The organism is Geoanaerobacter pelophilus (genome assembly GCF_018476885.1).
In the GTDB taxonomy this organism is placed as follows: domain Bacteria; phylum Desulfobacterota; class Desulfuromonadia; order Geobacterales; family DSM-12255; genus Geoanaerobacter; species Geoanaerobacter pelophilus.
The window spans coordinates 328,230-348,445 of record NZ_JAHCVJ010000001.1 but is presented as its reverse complement, the minus strand read 5'-3'; the positions used below and the strand labels follow the sequence as shown (position 1 = coordinate 348,445).

The following is a 20,216-nucleotide window of genomic DNA, read 5'->3' as shown; positions in this document are numbered from 1 at the left end:
TGAGGGGGCAGACATGCAGGAATACAAGGTGCTGATTGTAGAAGATTCACCAACTATGCGCCAATTGATCTCCTTTGCTTTGAAACGTTTGCGCGGCATAAAGATCGTGGAGGCCAATGACGGGGTCGATGGCCTTAAGAAGTTGTCTTCGGAGAGCTTTGATCTTGTTTTCACTGACATAAACATGCCGGTGATGGACGGTCTCAAACTGGTCAGTCTTGTGCGGAGTGATCCGAACTACAAGCATATTCCTATTGTCATAATAACTACTGAGGGGGCTCAGGAAGACAGGGAGCGCGCCCTTGCTCTCGGAGCAAGCGACTACATCACCAAGCCGATCCAGCCTAACCGGATTCTTGACGTGACAAGAAGTCTTCTTAGTATTCCTTGACCCTCCGCCCGCAATTATTCAGCGAGCCGTCTTTCCCCATCGCTCCATCGCGAGGAGTCTGTCTTGAAACGCTTCTTCGTGTCGGCATTACTGTTATTAGCCGCACCGTTACTTCTGTTTGCCAAGGACTATAAAAAGGTAACCTTTCATACGGATAATGCCGGTAAGGTCATCTTTGATCATGACGTCCATCTGAAAAAGCTGGCAAACGATTGCACGGTTTGTCATAGCTCTCTCTATCAGATCGGCAAGAAGAATCCCGTTGTGACAATGGCTGAGATGGAGAAGGGGAAGTCATGCGGATTCTGTCACAACAAGGTTCGTGCTTTTTCTGTTTCGGAATGCGTAAGGTGCCATATCGTCGACAAGGTTCCGATTGTCATCCCTGATTTCGGGACCCTTCTTTTCGACCATAAATTCCATCTGGGACTCTATACCTGCGCTGACTGCCATAACAAATACTTCTATGCCCAGTCGGGCAAGAACCCGCATGTTACCATGAAACAGATGGAAGGTGGGAAGTCTTGTGGTGCCTGCCACGACGGCAAGACCGGCTTTTCTGTCAAGGGAGACTGTGTCCGCTGTCATATAGTCAAGGATATCTCTTTTGCTGCTGCAGACCCGTTCAGTCATTCCTATCATCTGAAAATGTTCGGTTGCTATGATTGCCACAGCAAACTGTTCATTGCCGGGCCCAATGCCAAAAGGCACACAATGAAAGAGATGGAGACCGGCAGTTCCTGTGGCGGTTGCCATGACGCAAAAACAGCCTTTTCTGTCAAGGGTGACTGCAACCGTTGCCACAAATCTGTTGGTGATGTGAGCTTCAAGGCGTCCAAAGCACTTTTCCCCCATACCTTCCATCTCACTATCTATCGCTGCGCTGACTGCCATAGTGGCATATATACTGCCGGTCCCCGGCGAACTCCTTACACAATGGCCGACATGGAGAAGAAGATCGGTCGCTCGTGTGGTGCCTGCCATGAAGGTGATATGGCTTTTTCTGCCTGGGGGAGTTGCAACCGCTGCCACACTGAGACAAAAGAGCTGGAGTGGAAGATCCCAGGTGCCGGAAAAGCTGTTTTTAGCCACAGCTATCACATGGGTAAAAAGTTCTCCTGTGGTGATTGCCATTTCGGCATATTTGCTACGGGCACTATGGCCAAACGTTTCACCATGAAGCAGATGGAGAAGGGCGATTCGTGCGGGGCGTGCCATGACGGTAAAGGTGCCTTCAGTGTTTCCGCCAACTGTGGCCGCTGCCACCCGGTAAAAGATATTGATTTTGTTCTGGGGGGCAAATTCAGCCATTCTGTTCATTACGCGTTGTATTCCTGCACGGCCTGTCATAATAAGCTGTTCAAAGATGGGGTTGGCAACAAGAGCCGAACCATGCCTGATATGGAGAAAGGGTTGTCGTGCGGCGCCTGTCATTTGAGCGGCAAGGACGCCTTCACGGTCTCCGGGAATTGTGGCAGATGCCACAATGGCGCACCTGAGTTGCAGATGCAATCCCAGGGCGCAGGTCCGACGCCGTTTAGTCACCAAATTCATACTTCGGTTTACAAGTGCGATGATTGTCACAATAAAGTGTTCACTACCGGTGTTGCGGCAAAGAGATACTCAATGTCTCAGATGGAGGCTGGAAAGTCATGCGGCGCCTGCCACAATGACAAGGATGCCTTTACTGCCGCCGCTAACTGTACCCGTTGTCATCCGGTAAAGGACATCCCGTATAAAAATTGGGGAGGGCTGTTCAAGCACTCAGTCCATATTACCCTTTATCGTTGCAACCGCTGCCATGACAGCATCTTTGTTGCCGGCCCCGGACGACGCTCATACACAATGCCCGACATGGAGTCGGGGAAATCATGCGGCGCCTGCCATGACGGTAAAGAAGCATTTTCAGTAAAGAAGGATTGCGACAAGTGCCATCCCCAGACAAAAGCAATTAAATACGATTTCCCCGATAAGAAGACGAGCAGCGCTTATTTCAGTCACAAGCTTCATAAGACCAAGGGGTATAAGTGTACTGACTGCCATTACAAGATTTTTAAAACCGGGGTGAATCGCAGGTCCTATTCGATGGCTGAAATGCAGTCCGCAAAATCATGCGGGGCCTGTCACGCCTACAATATCACCGGCAGCCCGAACTGCGCAAAATGTCACAAAGGCGATAGCGAAGTAATGTAACTTTTAATTCGGAGGATAGCGTGGAGGAGAAATACCAGCCAAAGGTTGTGGAAGAAAAATGGCAGAGTGTCTGGGAAGATAACAAGAGCTTCAAGGTTTCCCATGATGCTGCCAGATCGAAATATTACCTGCTTGAGATGTTCCCTTACCCGTCTGGTCGTATCCATATGGGGCATGTCCGGAATTATTCAATCGGTGATGTTGTTGCCAGATTCAAGCGAATGAACGGTTTCAATGTCCTGCACCCGATGGGGTGGGATGCTTTCGGAATGCCGGCGGAGAATGCAGCGATACAGCATAAGAGCCACCCTGCTGTCTGGACTTATGACAATATTGCCTATATGCGCGGCCAACTTAAAAAGCTGGGTCTTTCCTACGACTGGGACCGGGAGCTTGCCACCTGCGATCTTGATTACTACAAGTGGGAGCAGCGGCTGTTTCTCCAGATGTATGAAAAGGGGCTTGCCTACAAACGTAACGCTGCTGTCAACTGGTGTCCCAAATGTGAGACGGTCCTTGCCAATGAGCAGGTTGAAGACGGTTGCTGTTGGCGATGCGACAGTGAGGTAAACCAGAAAGAGCTTGATCAGTGGTTTTTCAGGATCACCGACTATGCCGAAGAGCTGCTTGACTGGACAAACAAGCTCCCTGGCTGGCCGGAACGGGTTCTGGTAATGCAACGCAACTGGATTGGCAAGAGCTATGGTTGCGAAATCGACTTTGCCCTTGATGGCAAAGCTGGGGCAATCCGGGTGTTTACCACCCGCCAGGATACGCTTTTTGGTGCAACCTTCATGTCCCTGGCCCCTGAGCATCCTCTCGCTCTGGAGCTGACAACTGATGACCGGCGCAGCGAAGTCGAGGCGTTTATCGACAAGGTCAGAAAGACCGAGAAAGCAAAGAGAACTGCCGATGACCTGGAAAAAGAAGGGGTGTTTACAGGCTCCTACTGCATTAACCCGGTAACCGGTCGGAAGATGCCGGTTTACCTGGCTAATTTCGTTCTTCTCGATTACGGCACCGGCGCGGTCATGGCTGTGCCTACCCATGACCAGAGAGATTTCGAATTTGCCCAAAAATACGATCTGCCATTGCAGGTGGTTATCCAGCCACCTGGAGAGCAGCTTGATGCGGTGAACATGAAAGCCGCCTACACTGACCCGGGGATCATGGCCAACTCTGGCGAGTTTGACGGTCTGAGCAGTACGGACGCCAAGGAGAAAATTGCTGATTACCTGGGAGCAAAGGGACTGGGCACCAAGACAGTCAACTTCAGGCTGCGCGACTGGCTGATATCCAGGCAGCGGTATTGGGGAAACCCGATCCCGGTTATTTATTGTGACTGCTGTGGGGTTGTACCGGTTCCGGAAAAGGATCTGCCGGTAGTTCTTCCCAAGGATGTTGCCTTTACCGGCGAGGGGGGGAATCCTCTTGCCCGGGTTGAATCGTTTGCCAAAGTTGCCTGCCCTAAATGTGGCAAACCGGCGCGGCGCGAGACCGATACCATGGACACCTTCGTACAGTCCTCATGGTATTTCCTGCGCTACTGTTGCCCTTCATTCAACAATGGGCCGATTGATAAACAAGAGGCCGAATACTGGATGTCGGTTGACCAATATATCGGCGGGATTGAACATGCGGTCCTGCACCTGCTTTATGCACGGTTTTTTACCAAGGTTCTGCGTGACCTCGGCTATGTCGATATTGATGAGCCGTTCACCAATCTTCTCACTCAGGGGATGGTAATCAAAGACGGGGCAAAGATGAGCAAATCCAAGGGTAATGTGGTTGACCCGGATGCGCTTATTCAGAAATACGGGGCTGATACTGCCCGCCTGTTCTCGCTTTTTGCCGCACCTCCGGAGAAGGACCTTGACTGGAGTGATCACGGGGTGGATGGTAGCTATCGTTTCCTGAACCGTGTCTGGAAGTTGGTCTTTGAGTTAAAGCCTTTGGTTGAGAAGGCAGGCAGGCTTGATCCAGGTAATCTGGGTGATGATGCCAAGGCGCTGCGCCGGGTGCTGCATAAGACTATTCGCAAGGTAACGGAAGATGTCGGGGAGAGGTTCCATTTCAATACCGCTATTTCCGCCATCATGGAGCTTGTCAATGCGGTATTCTCCTTTGAGCCTAAGAATGACCCTGCCAACGGTGCGGTGCTGAAAGAAACCGTCGAGGCAATGGTACTGATGCTGGCACCGTTTGTGCCTCATTTCGCCGAAGAATTATGGCATATCCTGGGGCATGAAGGTGGTGTCGAGGTTCACGGTTGGCCGAAATACGATGCTGCTGCTGCTGTAGACGAGGAACTCCTGGTTGTACTACAGGTTAATGGCAAACTCAGAGGTAAAGTTACCGTACCTGCAGATGCGACTCAGGAGTCGATAGAGCAGGCAGCACTTGCTGATCCGAAAATTCAGGTGTATCTAGAGGGGAAAACGGTTCGCAAGGTAATTTACGTACCTGGCAAGCTTTTGAATATTGTTGTCGGCTGATATCTGGTTTACGTGTTTATGATGTCACGACCCTGCAGGCAAGTTCTGCAGGGTCGTCGAGTATGGAGGTTTGCCAGTGTCCCGATCGATCAATGCGTTTGTGCTACTTGGTGCCATTCTGATGCTGGCCGGCTGCGGATATGGGTTGGCAGCCAGAACGATTCCCGGCAATCAGACCATTGCCATTCCGATATTCGCTAACAAGACTCTCAGGCCGAATCTGGAGGCGTGTGTCACCTCAAAGCTGGTGGAGCAGTTTGCGCGAGCCGGCGGAGGGCGCGTTGTAAACCATGACAAGGCTGAGCTTGAGCTTACAGGAGCGATTCTCTCTTACAGCGAATCAGCGAGTGCCTACACCGCCGGGGACAAGGTGGCATTGTATCAGGTTACCATGACAGTCGAGGCATCTTTGCGACAGCTCAGTACCGGCAATGTGTTGTGGAAAGGGACGTTGCGTGCGGTGCAGGATTATCCGACCAGCAACGATCTGGCTTTAAAGCTGAATGCCCAGGATGCGGCTCTCCGGGAACTTTGCCGGAAACTGGCAGAGGGTATTGAGCGAGAGAGCGGCAATCACTTTTAGTCTGAGATACATTTGCGTCTTGAGCATGGAGATCTGTTGTGAAGCCAGAAGAACTTGAAATTGCCATAGGCCGGGGGGAGATTGCGCCTGTCTATTATTTTTATGGGGATGAGCCGTACCTCATGGAGCGGGGGATAAGCAGACTCCTGGAGCGTCTCGTGGATCCGGCGAGTCGCGACTTCAATCTTAATGTTTACTATGGAGCGGAATGCAAGGGTGAAGAGATTGCCGATACCGCCCAAACCTTGCCGATGTTTGCCGACTGGAGAGTGGTCCTGGTCAAACGGGGAGAGGCGTTATCCGCGGCAGCACTGGATCAGCTGTTCTTCTATGTACAGAATCCATCGCCTACCAGCTGTCTGATCATCCAGGGCGAAAAAATCGACCAGCGGAAGAAGTTTTTTACTGAGTTGAAGAAACATGGCGTTCTTGTGGAATGCAAGCGGCCGTATGAAAACCAGCTTGGCGCTTTTATCAAATCTGAAGCAGGGGGCTACGGCAAGAAGATCAATGCTGCCGCTGCGGAAATGCTGGTCCATCTTGTTGGAAATAATCTCCAGGAACTCGCTTCGCAGATCGAAAAAGTTGCCATGTACGCCGGGCAACGCGGAACAATAGAGCTGTCAGACGTACGAAGCATTGTTTCGGATACCAAAGTAGACAATGTTTTTGAACTTGCCAATGCCCTTGGTGCGAAAAATCTGGCTACTGCCATGAGACGCCTGCAGACTATCTTACGGGACGGTGAAGCACCGTTGATGCTCCTGGCAATGATCACCCGTCATTTTCGGCAGGTTTGGCAAGTGCGGGAGTTGCTTGACAAAAAGGTAGCTGAGCCGGAAATCGCCAAGAAAACCGGAATTAACCCATATTTTCTAAAAGGGATGCTCAAACAGGCCAGTAATTTCAGCACAGGGGAATGTCGCAGGCTTTTCGAGCTGTTCTTCGCTGCCGATCTATCAATGAAGAGTGGTGGGCGGCCAACAATCGTTATTGGCGAACTTGTTATGAAGATCTGTGCCGGAAGTAGGTAATCTGCACGAAATAAAAGGGCGTGCAGAGCACGCCCTTTTTAAAAAATAAAGAGGCAGATGGTTAGTTAGTTAAGGGTATTAACCAACTTGGTCAGTCTTGAAACGCTCCGTGATGCATTAGAAGTGTGAATGACGCCTTTAGAAGCTGCCTTGTCGATGACAGGTATTGCAGCAGCAAGCGCTTCACGAGCAGCATCCAGGTTGTTTCCGGCAACTGCCTCACGGACGTTCTTTACGAACGTGCGCAAAGTGGAACGAACATGACGGTTGCGGAGCCGCTTTTTTTCATTCTGCTTGATTCTCTTAAGTGCTGATTTGTGATGAGCCAAACTACACCTCCATATATCTATTCAAGATGATTATTGATGTCTGAAAGAAAATATCTTTTAGCACCATCAGTATTCTGGTGTCAAGCAAATTCTTGTGATTCTTGGGTTTGAGCTCAATTTCATTCTTGCATCAATAGTATGATTCTGTTACGATTCCAAACTTTCGAGCAACCTAATGTGCAGTAATAGCCTCATCAAGGAGTTTACCATAACATGTTGAAGATATTTGATTATCTTTTCGGAATGTTTTCCAACGATCTTGCCATTGATCTTGGTACGGCCAACACCCTTGTTTATCTTAAAGGTAAAGGGATTGTGATGCGGGAGCCGTCTGTTGTGGCGGTTCAGAAGATGAATAACGGTCAGCAGAAAGTCCTTGCTGTGGGGATGGAGGCCAAGAAGATGCTGGGCCGGACTCCAGGGAGCATTACTGCAATCAGGCCGATGAAGGATGGTGTCATTGCAGACTTTGATATTACTGAAGAGATGCTGCGCTATTTTATTCACCGCGTTCACAACAGGAAAACCCTGGTTCGCCCCAGGATTGTGATCTGCGTTCCGTCAGGGATCACCCAGGTTGAAAAGCGTGCGGTTAAAGAGTCTGCCGAGTCTGCAGGAGCCAGAGAGGTCTATCTCATCGAGGAGCCCATGGCCGCTGCAATAGGGGCCGGCCTGCCGATTACCGAGGCCTCGGGCAATATGATTGTAGATATCGGTGGGGGCACAACCGAGGTAGCTGTAATTTCTCTGGCCGGTATCGTCTATACAAAATCGGTCAGGGTCGGCGGCGACAAGATGGATGAGGCGATTGTTCAATATATCAAGCGTAAGTACAATCTGCTGATTGGAGACAGGACCGCTGAAATTATCAAGATCGAGATCGGCGAGGCATATTCAGCCGGCGACCTTCACACTATGGAGGTAAAAGGCCGCGACCTCGTTTCCGGCATCCCCAAGACGGTCGAGATTAATTCTGATGAGATCAGAGAAGCACTGTCAGAGCCAGTCAATGCAATTGTGGAAGCGGTCAAGATCTGTCTTGAGAGGACTCCGCCGGAGCTGGCTGCTGATATCGTCGATAAGGGAATAGTCCTTGCCGGTGGCGGGGCACTTCTCAGAAACCTGGATCTTCTTCTTCGCGAGGAGACAGGACTTCCTGTCGTGACAGCAGAGGATCCTCTTTCCTGTGTTGTGCTCGGCTCCGGAAAAGTGCTGGACGAACTGAACCTTCTTAAGAGTGTTGCGATTACTTCATAGCGCTACTATTCTGTCAGGCAATTCAGCCTAAACGCAACGGCGCAAGTACACAGAGAATTCTCCGCTATCCGGGCTCTCTATGCTCACTTGATAAGTTGCGTTTTTTTATTTTTTCAGCTTTTAACCATTAATTTCCCAATGCCCAACGAACCCATCGACATAATAATTCCCGTATGGAACCGGCCGATTGAGACCCGCGCCTGTCTGGTGAGCCTTGTCCAAAACTCCTCCAATGCTCGCCTGATCCTTGTGGACAACAGTAGTGACAGGGAAACTGAACGGATGCTGGAGGAGTTTGCTGAAGCGCTTGACGTCAGAGTTCTGTATCTGAAAAACCGGGTAAACGAAGGTTTTGTCAGGGCTGTGAACAGAGGCCTCAGCTGCTCTGAAACGGAATATGTGGCAATTGTTCGCCAGAATTCGGTCGTCAGGCCGGGTTGGCTCGATGTCTTGAGTGGTTTCCTGAGCCAGGCTCCTGGAACCGGAATTGTTGTGCCGCATTTTCTCGAAAAAGGCGGCAAAAAGTCATTTAGGGTCAATGAAGCGCCTTCAGAAGCAATGGAGATATCTGCGGCAGATTTTGCAGCGCTCCTGCTGCGCCGTTCCCTGCTGGATTCAGTTGGTAGCTTCAACGAGGAGATGGATGGAGCGTTCTGGTGTCTTCTGGATTATTCTTGCCGGACGTGGCGGGCAGGGTATCGAACCTGTGTTGTCCCGAAGAGCGTTGTTGAGAGGTCTGCAGAAGTGACTTTGGGCTCAGAGTCTCGCCGGGCAGAACATGAACAGAAGATTCGGACGACGTTCTCCAAGACCTGGGGGGACGCAAGGGCCTTTTGCATTCATATCCCGAAAGGGTCTGATCTTACTCTGGCCAAGGATAGGTTTGATCTGATTGCAACTGCTGCGCGCCAGGGCAACAGGATCATGCTTGTGGTGCATCCTTCCATGGCAACTCCACTTGCCAAGGCCGGACTCAGACGCTTTCACGAAAACATCTCTATTCAAACCCTGTCACGCCTGCTGCCGGAACGTAGCGCTGTTCGTACAGTGGCTGCCTTTATTGAACATGGACTGCCAATTACCCAGGTGAGCTGGGGGGCTGAAATCTGTTGCAATAATTACGGCGAGCCGGTTGCTTTTTCTGAGCTGGAGAAACTTGTCAACGCTAATCAGTCCACCTATTATCAACGGACTATTCCGCATTAACTTTCGGAGGGGAAGTATGAAGGCCGAAATCGTCAGCCAACTTACAGAGAATCAGCAAGTAATGTCAGAGATGGCCTTATCCATGGCTGATCAGATAGAGCACTTTGTCGAGTTGTTGTGCGAAGCATTCAGCAACGGCAAAAAGCTGCTGGTCATGGGTAATGGCGGTTCCGCTGCCGATGCCCAGCATTTCGCCGCCGAAATAGTCGGTCGTTTCAAGTTGGAGCGCCGTGGCCTCCCTGCCATAGCTTTTACCACAGACACTTCAATTCTCACTGCTATCGGCAATGACTACGGATTCGACCGGATTTTCACCCGCCAACTGGAGGCCCACGGTCAGCCGGGCGATGTTGTCGTTGGCATTTCAACGAGCGGAACCTCAAAAAACGTGCTTGCAGCACTTGAGGCAGCCAAAGAGCAGGGGTGCCGGACTGTCGGGCTTCTCGGTCGAGGTGGCGGTACTATTGCCAGTATTGCCGATCTGGCCCTGGTGGTGCCGAGCGACAATACCCCTCGTATCCAGGAAGGACACATCACCATCATCCACATTGTCTGTGATTTGCTGGAGAAACGGCTGTTCTCGTGAATCGCACATCTCGGACCGGAGTGGCACAACCTGGCGTCGCTAAGCGGCGGGCAGTTTTTATCGATCGTGACGGCACGATCAACGAGGAAAAGGAGTATCTCTACCGTCCGGAGGCGTTCGAGTTTATACCGGGAGTGCCGGAAGCGATACGTATCCTGGGTGAGGCCGGTTTCCTGGTGGTTGTGGTGACCAACCAATCGGGGGTGGCCAGAGGGTACTATGGGGAAGATGATGTCCGGAGCTTGCACCGGTATATGGATGAGCTGCTCTTAACTGCTGGAGCCAAGGTTGATGCCTATTATTTCTGCCCTCATCATCCGGTTAACGGTGTGGGAGAGTACCGGATCGATTGCCGTTGCAGGAAACCTATGCCCGGGATGTTGCTTCAGGCAGTTTCCGATCTGGGGATAGACCTCTCGGCGTCCTGGATGATAGGAGATAAGCTGGCCGATGTGGAGGCGGGGATTGCTGCCGGCTGCCGCTCGGCCATGGTACTCACCGGATATGGAACTGAAGAACAAACTAAACTGCCGGTGGATGTTCCAGTCTTCAAAGACTTGTTGGCTGCTGCCCAGGCAATCTTAACAGAGCTTCCCGATTAATCGTTTGACGCATCTGTTGGCGCTGTGGTAATAAAAATCCAGTTTATATCAAGCTTTTCGGAGTGTTTGAATGGCTATAACCAAGGGAATTGTTCTTGCGGGGGGGGCTGGCAGCAGGCTCTATCCTCTGACGCTGGTGGCCAGCAAGCAGTTGCAGCCGGTCTACGACAAGCCGATGATCTACTACCCGCTGGCCACCATGATGATGGCAGGCGTCAAAGATATCCTGATTATCTCTACACCGCTTGATACCCCCAGATTCCAGTCGCTGCTCGGTGACGGGTCGCGGTGGGGCGTCAAGCTGACCTACAAGGTTCAGCCCGAGCCAAAGGGGATTGCCCAGGCCTTTCTGGTCGGCGAGGAGTTCATTGCCGGCGATCCGGTGATGTTGATCCTCGGAGATAACATATTCTACGGGAAAATTGGGTTGGATCGCCTGGCACGGGAGTTTGCCGGCGGGTCAATGGTCTTCGGGTATTACGTCAACGACCCTGAGCGCTATGGCGTGGTGGAGTTTGACTCATCCGGCAAGGCAATCGGTATCGAAGAAAAGCCGGAAAAGCCGAAGACCCATTATGCTGTACCGGGGTTGTATCTGTACGATGAAAAGGTGGTGGCAATTACCAAGTCGATCAAACCATCTCCCCGCGGTGAGCTTGAAATCACCGATGTCAATCTGGAGTACCTGCGCCGCGGAGAACTGCGGGTGGAAAAGCTCGGCCGCGGTATTGCCTGGCTTGATACCGGAACGCACCAGAGTTTGCTGGAAGCAAGTCATTTTATCGGTACCCTGGAGGCCAGGCAAGGTTTGAAAATTGCCTGCCTGGAGGAAATTGCCCTCAGGATGGGGTTCATCGACTGCCGCAGGATGGCTGAGGTGATTGCGGAGACTCCCAAGTCATCGTATCGGGAATATTTACAGCGAGTTTACAATGAGGCCGAGCTTTGTGGCACCGGAGGTGGCAATGTCTGAGCAGTATCGCAAGGGAAAGATTCATGACGTGGTTGTCCGGCCTTTAAGCAAATTTCTTGACGAACGAGGCTGGCTTGCCGAGCTGTTCAGATCCGATGAACTTGATGCCGGCCTAATGCCGGTCATGGCATACGTATCGATGACCCAGCCAGGGGTTGCCCGCGGTCCCCATGAGCATGTCGACCAGACCGACTATTTCTGTTTTATCGGGCCTTCAAACTTTAAAGTCTATCTCTGGGATTCGCGAACCGATTCTCCATCGTTCGGGGTCAGGCAGGTAATTTATGCCGGTCTGGATGCTCCGGTAATGCTCATCGTCCCTCCAGGTGTGGTGCATGCCTACAAAAACATTGGTAATGAGAACGGCATAGTCTTTAATGCCCCTAACCGGCTTTACGCCGGGGAAGGAAAACGCTCCCCTGTTGACGAGATCCGCCATGAAGAGGCTTCTGAAGCCAATTATCTTCTGGATTAGCATTGCCTGTCCATATCCGGACAAGATGAAAATTGCGTGACGCGAAGGGGGGACTGCAGTCTCCCCTTCCCCTTTTGGGGCTGGGATTATGTGGGAGTTGATCAAAAAATACCGTACAGGTTTTATTACCGGCCTGGTTTTGCTGACGGTCATTCTTGTTTTTGCCAGCAATCTGAAAAACAGAGAAGACGCCAACCTATTCGAACGCGGTCTGATTACCCTGTTCTCTCCGTTATTTGGTGCCGGGGCCAAGGTTGCCGGCAGCGCTGAAACGGTTTGGAGCGATTATCTTGCCCTGGTCAACCTGCGTAAACACAATAAGGAGCTGCTTGAGCAGCTAAGGCTCATGAACGGCCGGCTTATCGGAGAGCAGGATGCTTTGCTGGAAAACGAGCGGTTGAAAAAATTGCTCGACTTGAAAGGCACGGTTCCGGTTCCTGCTGTTGCCGCTTCGATAATCGGAGAAGACGGCGCTCCCTGGTTTAAGACGGTGCTTATCGATCGTGGCGAAATGGATGGCTTCCAGGAAGGGATGCCGGTTGTTGCTTCCGACGGTGTGGTCGGTCAGTTGATAAAGGTTGCCGGTCACAGCAGCCGGGTGTTGTTGCTCACCGATCATTCAAGCGGCATTGCTGCCGTTGTTCAGCGCTCGCGGGCGCGAGGCGTGGTGCGGGGGGCTGGCAGCGGCAGGCTGACTCTGGAATTTGCCATAAGAGAAGATGATGTCAAGGTTGGGGACCAAGTTGTCACCTCGGGCATGGGCGGGATATTTCCCAAAGGTCTCCCCCTGGGGGAGGTGACCATGGTAAAGAAAGGGGAGTACGGAATCTTTCAGACTGTTGAGATCAGGCCCTCTGTCATGATTTCACGGCTGGAGGAGGTGCTTGTCCTCTTGAAGAAACATAATGACTAGTTTCTTTCGTTCAATAATAGCCTTTGTTGTTGCGTTTGTTTGCCAGGTCGCCATTTTCCCGGCGCTACTGGCAGACCCCTTCAAACCGAATCTGCTGCTGGTTACGGTTGTCTGGGTGGGGTTGACTGTTTCCAGTTTGTGGGGTGCCGCACTGGTCTATTTCATCGGGCTTATGCAGGATACGGTAAGCGGCCTGTACCTTGGTCTCAACGGCATTACCTATCTTGCTACCTTTTTGGTCCTCCATAGCATCGCCCATCGTTTGTATGCTGACAGCCGTTATCTTATGACGCTCTCAGTGTTTGTTGCCACCATGGCCTGTGGCATAACCCAGCTGATTCTTCTGGCCCTTTTCTCGTCTGCAGGGGGCATAGCTGTAACCCTGCTTTACTCCCTCGTTCCGCAAAGCCTGATAAACGCCTTGGCAGCTTCCCTCTTTTTTGCATTTCTCGACAAGCCGGATACGGAGGAGTTGGCGTGAGCAGACAGCAGTTTCTCCGCGGCAACAAGCAGGGGAGCCAACGAGTCATCTGGGGTGCGGCATTTGTTGGCATTATCTTCCTCATCCTGGCAGCCCGTCTCTGGTATCTTCAGGTCATCGACTCTGACCGGCTTAAAACACTTTCGGAAATCAACCGGCTGCGATTTGTGCCGATTGCCGCTTCAAGAGGCAATATCCTTGATCGCAACGGCAAAGTGCTTGTGAAAAACACGCCCTCGTTCAGCGTTGCCATTGTTCCTCAGGAAGTAAAAGACAAGGACGCGCTACTGACATCATTGTCCGGATATCTCGGACTTGACCGTAATGAGCTTGTCCAGCGCTGGGAAAAAGGGAAGGGGCGGGCAAAGTACTTTCCCATAGTAATCGCCTCAGGAATCAACCGGGACCAGCTGGAATTTCTCGAAGAGAACCAGCTATGGCTGCCAGGCATAGATATCGAGATGAAGCCGATCCGCGAATACCCCTCGGGTATTCTCGCTTCACACCTTCTTGGCTACCTCGGGGAAATAACAGAGCAGGATCTTGAGAAAGAAGAGTTCAGCAACTATAACCAGGGTGACTACGTTGGCAAGAATGGTCTGGAGCGGAGCTGGGAAAAAGTTCTGCGTGGGGTCAATGGCGGGAGGCAGATTGAAGTTGATGCCCGTGGCCGTTATCTCAGGACCTTAATTGAGACAAAACCCACCGTAGGTAACAGCCTGGTTCTCACCATAGACCAGGCAATTCAGCAGGAAGCTGAGAAGGCATTAGGGGATAAGGCCGGGGCAGCGGTCGTCATGGAGATCGATACCGGCGAGATTCTTGCTTTTGTGAGCAATCCGGGATTTGATCCCTCGCTGTTTGCCGGTAAAATGCCGCAAGACGTATGGAAATCGTATCTTGACGACAAGAGGCATCCTCTGGAAAACAAGGCGCTCAAGGGCCAGTATCCGCCAGGGTCTACCTTTAAGATCATTACGGCACTTGCCGGGCTTGAAAGCGGTTTGATCGATGAGCATACCACAGTGTCGTGTAGCGGTTCATATGATGTGGGCAAGGATACCTTTAAATGCTGGGACAAGAAGGGGCATGGTTCAGTTGACCTGAAAAGGGCCTTGCGAGAGTCATGCGATGTCTATTTTTACCAACTCTCGGAAAAACTGGGGGTTGACAGAATCGCCGAGATGGCAAGACGGTTCGGGCTTGGCAACTCTCTGGGAATCGGGCTGGAGAATGAAAAAAACGGGCTTATCCCGACCATGGAATGGAAAGAGAAAAAGTACGGGAAAAAATGGTATCGGGGCGAGACCCTTCCGGTAGCAATAGGCCAGGGGTACACCCTGATGACCCCAATACAGCTTGCCTCAATGACTGCCGCGGTTGCCAATGAGGGAACGGTATACCGCCCCCATCTGGTAAAACGTGTCGTTGATCCAGACGGCCGTGTTCTCAAAGAGTACAAGCCGGAGGTATTGTATCGTCCCGCAGTAAAGCCCCAGAGCTTTCGTCTAGTCAAGCAAGGGCTGCTGGCAGTAGTCAATGAACCGCGTGGCACCGGCGCTGCCGCCAGGCTGTACGAGGTCAAGGTAGCCGGCAAGACAGGGACCTCCCAAGTGGTAAAGCAGCGCGACGGTAAGCGTGATGTTGCCTATCAGTACCGGGATCATGCTCTTTTTGTGGCTTTTGCTCCATTTGAAAAACCTGAAGTGGCAGTTTCCGTGGTCATAGAGCATGGAGAACATGGTGGCTCAGCTGCCGCGCCTATTGCCGGAGCGATTCTGAAAACATATTTTGAACAAAAGGGTGTAATAAAGAAGCCGGTAGCAAAGGTGCCTGACAGTGACAACAGTGAGGATGCCCCTGAGCGGACTGAACAGAAAGAGGGAGATCAGCAGTGATCGATCGACGGCTTTTTACAAATTTTGATTGGATGTTTTTCTTTCTGATCATGATTCTGATCAGCACCGGGATTATGAATATTTATAGTGCGTCAGCCTCGTACCGCTTCACCGGAATGTCGTTTTCCGTCAAGCAGCTTTACTGGATGACCGGCGGCCTCATGCTGATGATCGTCGTGTGCAGCATCGACTACCATATTTTTGAAGACCTGTCTTACTGGTTTTATGGTGCGGTGCTTTTGATGCTGGTCCTGGTCATGGTGGTCGGCAAGACCACCATGGGCGCGACCCGCTGGCTGAATCTGGGGTTTATGAGCATCCAGCCATCAGAGCCGATGAAGATCGTTATCATTATGACTTTTGCCAGGTATTTCAGTAAAAACTATGCGGTCGAGGGCATTGGTTTTCGTGAGATCTTTTACCCGTTGTTGCTTTTGGGAGTGCCGGCCCTGTTGATCATGAAACAACCCGATCTGGGGACGGCCATCCTGGTAATACTGGTTGCCTCATCAATAATGGTGTTCGTCGGTATCCGTTGGAAGCTTATTGTTTCCGGGCTTCTCGCGCTTGCCCCGGCAATTTATCTCGGGTGGCATTACTATTTGCGGGAATACCAGAAAAACCGCATCCTTAATTTTCTAAACCCTGAGCGGGATCCTCTCGGTAGCGGCTATCATCTCATTCAGAGCAAGATTGCCGTGGGCTCGGGCGGTTTTTTCGGCAAAGGTTTTCTGAAAGGGACCCAGTCGCAGCTGCGCTTCCTTCCTGAGCAGCATACTGATTTTGCCTTTTCTGTTTTTGCTGAAGAGTGGGGTTTGGTGGGGTGTCTGATCCTGCTGGTTCTTTACCTGTTTCTGGTACTTTGGGGGCTCCAGATTGCCGGGCGCTGCAACGACCAGTTTGGTCGGCTGCTGGCGGTGGGGGTGACAGCCATGATTTTCTGGCATATAGTTATTAACATCGGCATGGTTGTCGGCCTGTTTCCGGTCGTTGGGGTCCCGTTGCCCTTTCTCTCATATGGGGGAACTTCCCTGATAACCTCGATGACAGGAGTGGCGATTCTACTGAATATCAGTATGAGACGATTCATGTTCTAACTGCTGTGCCGCGCCGATTCAAAAGCTCTCTGCTTGTCTGGTCATCGGCCACTTTCTAGGCGGCTTGAGATTATCGTGAAGCAGACGGGCATGATATTGTGGGTAACGGAGGAGAGTATGAAAGAAGCGCTCTGCTACGAAAAACTCGCCGAAGGTAAAGTCCGCTGTAATCTGTGCCGCCATCATTGCCTGATAGCCATTAGGCAGCGCGGCATCTGCGGGGTCAGGGAGAACCGCGACGGGGTGCTCCAGACTCTGGTGTACGGAAAGCTGGTTGCAGAGAGTGTCGATCCGGTGGAGAAGAAGCCGCTTTTTCACTTCCAGCCTGGCAGCCGCACCTATTCAGTCGCAACTGTCGGCTGCAACTTCCGGTGCCGTCATTGCCAGAATTACAGTATATCGCAGGTGCCACAAGGGACAGAGCATATCCCCGGGGTCGATCGCACTCCGGAAGAGGTTGTGAGCCGGGCGATTGCCGCCGGCTGCCGCTCAATATCCTATACCTACACTGAGCCGACCATTTTCTTCGAATTCGCCCTGGATACTGCCAGGTTGGCCCGTCAGGCAGGGCTTGCCAATATCTTTGTCAGCAATGGCTACATAACCCAGGATGCCCTAGAAATCATTGCTCCTTTCCTGGATGCTGCTAATATTGATCTCAAGGCTTTCAGCGACCGGTTCTATAAAGAGATTGCCGGAGCACGGCTAGCTGGCGTTCTGGAAACAATACGGGATTACCATCGCCACGGCATCTGGATTGAATTGACAACACTGTTGATTCCGGGACTGAACGATTCCGTTGAAGAACTTGCCGGGCTGACCCGCTTCATTGCCGATGAACTCGGAGTGCATGTCCCTTGGCATATCAGCCGGTTTTTCCCGACATTTCAGCTGACGGATCGTGCCGCAACGCCAGTGGAAACTCTGCATAGCGCTGCAGAAATCGGTAAGACGGCAGGTCTAAGATACGTTTATCAGGGGAATGTGGTGGAGCCGGGAAAGGAAGATACGCTTTGCCCCAGGTGTCAGGCTACGCTGGTACGCCGATCCGGGTTTCAAGTTACGGAATTGAGGGTCAAGGACGGTGAGTGCCCTGCCTGTGGCGCGGCTATCTCCGGGCAATGGGCCTGAATTTTTCATCAACTTAAAGGACGGCGAGGGACCTTCGCTTTAACTTTCAGATGTGGGTTATATGCCGGAATTCAAGAAACTACATATAATTGTTATCGCCGTCTGCTGCATTGCCCTGTTTTGGGTAGCCGATGTTTATGTCGATGCAAAATTCTTCGGCGAGGGCGGGGTAGGTCAGCAGTTTTTTCATCCCACCGCTCAGGAACTGTGGTACCGGTCTGCATTTGCCGTTGCCCTTTTGGTTTTTACGGCATTCGTTTGTGTAGTCATCTCCCAGCGAGACCGACTCGACCGGCAGTTAACGTCTGCCCTTGAGGCAGCCGCGTCGGAAAAATCCAAAAGCGAGGCGATTATTGCCGCTATCGGCGACGGGATCAGTATTCAGGACACCGGGTTCAGGGTGCTGTATCAGAATGAGGTGCATCGCCAGATGGCTGGCGGCAATTTCATTGGCGAGCAGTGTTTCAGTGCTTTCGGCAGGGGGACATCTCCCTGCGAGGGCTGCCCCGTGGTGGCTGCGTTTAACGACGGCGGCATCCATACCCTGGTCAAGCAGACTCCGCCTGGGTCTGCTACAACTCATATCGAAATCATTGCCTCGCCGCTACGTGACGCCAGTGGCAATATTGTTGCCGGAATCGAAGTCGTCAGGGATATCTCCTCTCACATGCAGTCCGAGGCGAATCTGGCCCGCAAGGCTGCCGATCTCGAAGCGCTTAACCGCGAGTTGGAGTCTTTTGCCCATTCCGTTTCTCACGATCTCAGGAAACCGCTGACGGTGATATACACGGCAGCCCACTATCTCCGGGAGAATAGCGTTGCAGCCGAGGCAGATCCTGCATCCTATTTTATTAATACCATCTGCGACGCCAGCCAGAGAATGGAGGAGCTGATCGAATCTCTCCAGATGTTGGCCAACATCTCGCACCGGCAGATAAACCATGCTCGGCTGAACCTTTCCGAGTTGGCTTCAGTGATAACTGCCGATCTTGGGCTTATCAATCCGGAACGCCATGTTTCATGCCATATTACTCCAGGGCTTACCGCTTATGGCGATTGCGGGTTGATCCGGATTTTGCTGGAAAATCTCCTGGGCAATGCCTGGAAATATACCGCCAATGAGCCTGCTGCATCGATCACTTTCGGTGAGTGCGAAACGATAAGAGGGAAAGCATTCTTTGTGCAGGACAACGGAGCCGGATTTGATATGGCTTTTGCGGACAATCTCTTCAAGCTATTTTCAAGACTTCATGACAGCAAGCAATTCAGTGGCACCGGTATCGGCCTGGCTACCGTAAAAAGGGTTGTGGAACGTCACGGCGGTCAGGTATGGGGTGAAGGCAAAGTTGGAGAAGGTGCCACGTTTTATTTTATCTTGCCGGAGGGAAAAGGATGAAGGTCTCATTCGCCCGGCGTTTGTGGGTAACCTTTTCCGCCAACGTCATCGGTATTTATGCTTCCTTGTTCAATGATTTCAGGAGCCGGGGCGCTGAACATATACCTGAGTCAGGTGGGGTGTTGCTTGCTGCCAACCATATTTCCGCTTATGAGACGATCTTTCTCCCGTGGGCGATTATCAGGAGTTTTCCGATGAGCATGCTCTGGGCGCCGGCCAAGGAAGAGCTCTTTGCCAAAACCTTCACCCGGCTGCTGTACAGCTCATGGGGCGCTTTTCCGGTAAGACGGGGACGGGACGTTCGCGCCGGCAAAGCAATCAATGAACTGCTCGTCGACCAGCGAGTGATGCTTTTCCCGGAGGGAACCCGCCACAAGGATGGTCGCCTGGGCAAAGGCAACCGCGGCGTAGGCAAGATAATATACGATGTGCGACCGGCAGTAGTCCCTACTGCCCTGATCGGACTGAACCGCTGGAAGTTCCCAGGTGTACGGCAGCAGGGTATGGTGGTCTTTGGGGCGCCGATCGATTTCTCCGATCTTTTCCTGCGCGACGACTGCAAGGAGACCCATCAGTTGATTGTTGATCGGGTGATGGATGCGATTGAAGCGCTGCTCAAGGAAGAGGGGGCTTATGTCGGACGCTGTTGAAATCTTCTGCGACGGTGCCTGTAGCGGCAACCCTGGGCCTGGCGGCTGGGGTACGATCCTGCGTCTCGGCAATAATGAGAAAGAGCTTTCCGGCGGCGAACCGGCAACGACCAACAACCGGATGGAACTGACCGCAGCCATTGCCGGGCTTGCTGCCTTGAAACGACCTTGTCGGGTCGTCATCACCACTGATTCCCAGTATCTGGTCAAGGGGATGACCGAGTGGATATCCGGGTGGATCAGGAAAGGATGGATCAACAGCAAGAAAGAGCCTGTTGTGAACCGCGATCTCTGGGAACGGTTGCTGGAGCTTACCGGAATTCACACTGTTGAGTGGCGCTGGGTTCGCGGCCATGACGGCCATGCAGAGAACGAGCGGTGCGATGAACTGGCGAGGAATGCCATTGGGAAACTCTGACCTGTCGCCTACATTTTACCTGTGGGGTGAATAACTGCAGATTCCCTTGCTACCTGGCTTTGATGACACTGTAAAAAAAATGCTTTACATTTGTCCGACTAATACGGT

The 20,216-nt window shown here is 52.0% G+C and carries 20 protein-coding genes; 19 read left to right on the top strand and 1 reads right to left on the bottom strand.

What is annotated here, in order from left to right; genetic code table 11:
• Positions 1–13: 13 nt before the first annotated feature.
• The 5 genes from KI809_RS01570 (at position 14) to holA (ending at position 6,696) form a co-directional block, all read left to right on the top strand.
• Positions 14–391, top strand: a complete 378-nt coding sequence (locus KI809_RS01570; RefSeq protein WP_214169758.1) for a response regulator — start codon at positions 14–16, stop codon at positions 389–391.
• A 63-nt stretch (positions 392–454) separates the two neighbouring features.
• Positions 455–2,584, top strand: a complete 2,130-nt coding sequence (locus tag KI809_RS01565) for a c(7)-type cytochrome triheme domain-containing protein (RefSeq protein ID WP_214169757.1) — start codon at positions 455–457, stop codon at positions 2,582–2,584.
• Between the two features lie 20 nt (positions 2,585–2,604).
• Positions 2,605–5,079, top strand: a complete 2,475-nt coding sequence (gene leuS, locus KI809_RS01560) for a leucine--tRNA ligase (protein ID WP_214169756.1) — start codon at positions 2,605–2,607, stop codon at positions 5,077–5,079.
• A 76-nt stretch (positions 5,080–5,155) separates the two neighbouring features.
• On the top strand, positions 5,156–5,662 hold the full coding sequence (lptE, locus tag KI809_RS01555; RefSeq protein ID WP_214169755.1) for an LPS assembly lipoprotein LptE: 507 nt from the start codon (positions 5,156–5,158) through the stop codon (positions 5,660–5,662).
• A 38-nt stretch (positions 5,663–5,700) separates the two neighbouring features.
• Positions 5,701–6,696, top strand: coding sequence for a DNA polymerase III subunit delta (gene holA, locus KI809_RS01550; RefSeq protein WP_214169754.1), 996 nt, complete (start codon positions 5,701–5,703; stop codon positions 6,694–6,696).
• Positions 6,697–6,761: 65 nt separating this feature from the next.
• On the opposite strand, the gene rpsT is transcribed toward holA, so the two are convergent.
• The gene (gene rpsT / locus KI809_RS01545; RefSeq protein ID WP_214169753.1) at positions 6,762–7,025 is read right to left on the bottom strand and encodes a 30S ribosomal protein S20; all 264 of its coding nucleotides are present in this window, start codon (positions 7,023–7,025) and stop codon (positions 6,762–6,764) included.
• A gap of 213 nt (positions 7,026–7,238) precedes the next feature.
• On the opposite strand from rpsT, the gene KI809_RS01540 reads away from it, so the two are divergent.
• From KI809_RS01540 to rnhA, 14 genes are all read left to right on the top strand, one after another.
• Positions 7,239–8,282: a rod shape-determining protein gene (locus KI809_RS01540; protein ID WP_214169752.1), complete on the top strand. Its 1,044-nt coding sequence runs from the start codon at positions 7,239–7,241 to the stop codon at positions 8,280–8,282.
• A gap of 138 nt (positions 8,283–8,420) precedes the next feature.
• Positions 8,421–9,488, top strand: coding sequence for a glycosyltransferase family 2 protein (locus KI809_RS01535; protein ID WP_214169751.1), 1,068 nt, complete (start codon positions 8,421–8,423; stop codon positions 9,486–9,488).
• A 16-nt stretch (positions 9,489–9,504) separates the two neighbouring features.
• Positions 9,505–10,074, top strand: coding sequence for a D-sedoheptulose 7-phosphate isomerase (gene gmhA / locus KI809_RS01530; RefSeq protein ID WP_214169750.1), 570 nt, complete (start codon positions 9,505–9,507; stop codon positions 10,072–10,074).
• The gene (gene gmhB, locus KI809_RS01525; RefSeq protein WP_337833269.1) at positions 10,071–10,676 is read left to right on the top strand and encodes a D-glycero-beta-D-manno-heptose 1,7-bisphosphate 7-phosphatase; all 606 of its coding nucleotides are present in this window, start codon (positions 10,071–10,073) and stop codon (positions 10,674–10,676) included. The genes gmhA and gmhB overlap by 4 nt, the downstream gene beginning before the upstream one ends.
• A gap of 70 nt (positions 10,677–10,746) precedes the next feature.
• Positions 10,747–11,649: a glucose-1-phosphate thymidylyltransferase RfbA gene (gene rfbA / locus KI809_RS01520; protein WP_214169749.1), complete on the top strand. Its 903-nt coding sequence runs from the start codon at positions 10,747–10,749 to the stop codon at positions 11,647–11,649.
• Complete coding sequence (locus KI809_RS01515) at positions 11,642–12,124, top strand: dTDP-4-dehydrorhamnose 3,5-epimerase family protein (protein ID WP_214169748.1); 483 nt, start codon at positions 11,642–11,644, stop codon at positions 12,122–12,124. Before rfbA ends, KI809_RS01515 begins: the two co-directional genes overlap by 8 nt.
• A gap of 88 nt (positions 12,125–12,212) precedes the next feature.
• A complete protein-coding gene (gene mreC / locus KI809_RS01510) occupies positions 12,213–13,037 on the top strand; it encodes a rod shape-determining protein MreC (protein ID WP_214169747.1) in 825 nt (274 codons plus the stop codon).
• The gene (mreD, locus tag KI809_RS01505) at positions 13,030–13,518 is read left to right on the top strand and encodes a rod shape-determining protein MreD (protein WP_214169746.1); all 489 of its coding nucleotides are present in this window, start codon (positions 13,030–13,032) and stop codon (positions 13,516–13,518) included. The genes mreC and mreD overlap by 8 nt, the downstream gene beginning before the upstream one ends.
• Positions 13,515–15,416 carry a penicillin-binding protein 2 gene (gene mrdA, locus KI809_RS01500; RefSeq protein WP_214169745.1) on the top strand — a complete coding sequence of 634 codons (1,902 nt, stop codon included), beginning with the start codon at positions 13,515–13,517 and terminating at the stop codon, positions 15,414–15,416. Before mreD ends, mrdA begins: the two co-directional genes overlap by 4 nt.
• The gene (gene rodA, locus KI809_RS01495; protein ID WP_214169744.1) at positions 15,413–16,513 is read left to right on the top strand and encodes a rod shape-determining protein RodA; all 1,101 of its coding nucleotides are present in this window, start codon (positions 15,413–15,415) and stop codon (positions 16,511–16,513) included. Before mrdA ends, rodA begins: the two co-directional genes overlap by 4 nt.
• Before the next feature lie 117 nt (positions 16,514–16,630).
• Complete coding sequence (amrS, locus tag KI809_RS01490; protein ID WP_214169743.1) at positions 16,631–17,644, top strand: AmmeMemoRadiSam system radical SAM enzyme; 1,014 nt, start codon at positions 16,631–16,633, stop codon at positions 17,642–17,644.
• Positions 17,645–17,705: 61 nt separating this feature from the next.
• Complete coding sequence (locus KI809_RS01485; protein WP_214169742.1) at positions 17,706–19,040, top strand: sensor histidine kinase; 1,335 nt, start codon at positions 17,706–17,708, stop codon at positions 19,038–19,040.
• Positions 19,037–19,690, top strand: coding sequence for a lysophospholipid acyltransferase family protein (locus KI809_RS01480; RefSeq protein ID WP_214169741.1), 654 nt, complete (start codon positions 19,037–19,039; stop codon positions 19,688–19,690). Before KI809_RS01485 ends, KI809_RS01480 begins: the two co-directional genes overlap by 4 nt.
• Positions 19,674–20,108: a ribonuclease HI gene (gene rnhA / locus KI809_RS01475; RefSeq protein ID WP_214169740.1), complete on the top strand. Its 435-nt coding sequence runs from the start codon at positions 19,674–19,676 to the stop codon at positions 20,106–20,108. The genes KI809_RS01480 and rnhA overlap by 17 nt, the downstream gene beginning before the upstream one ends.
• The last annotated feature ends 108 nt before the right edge of the window (positions 20,109–20,216 follow it).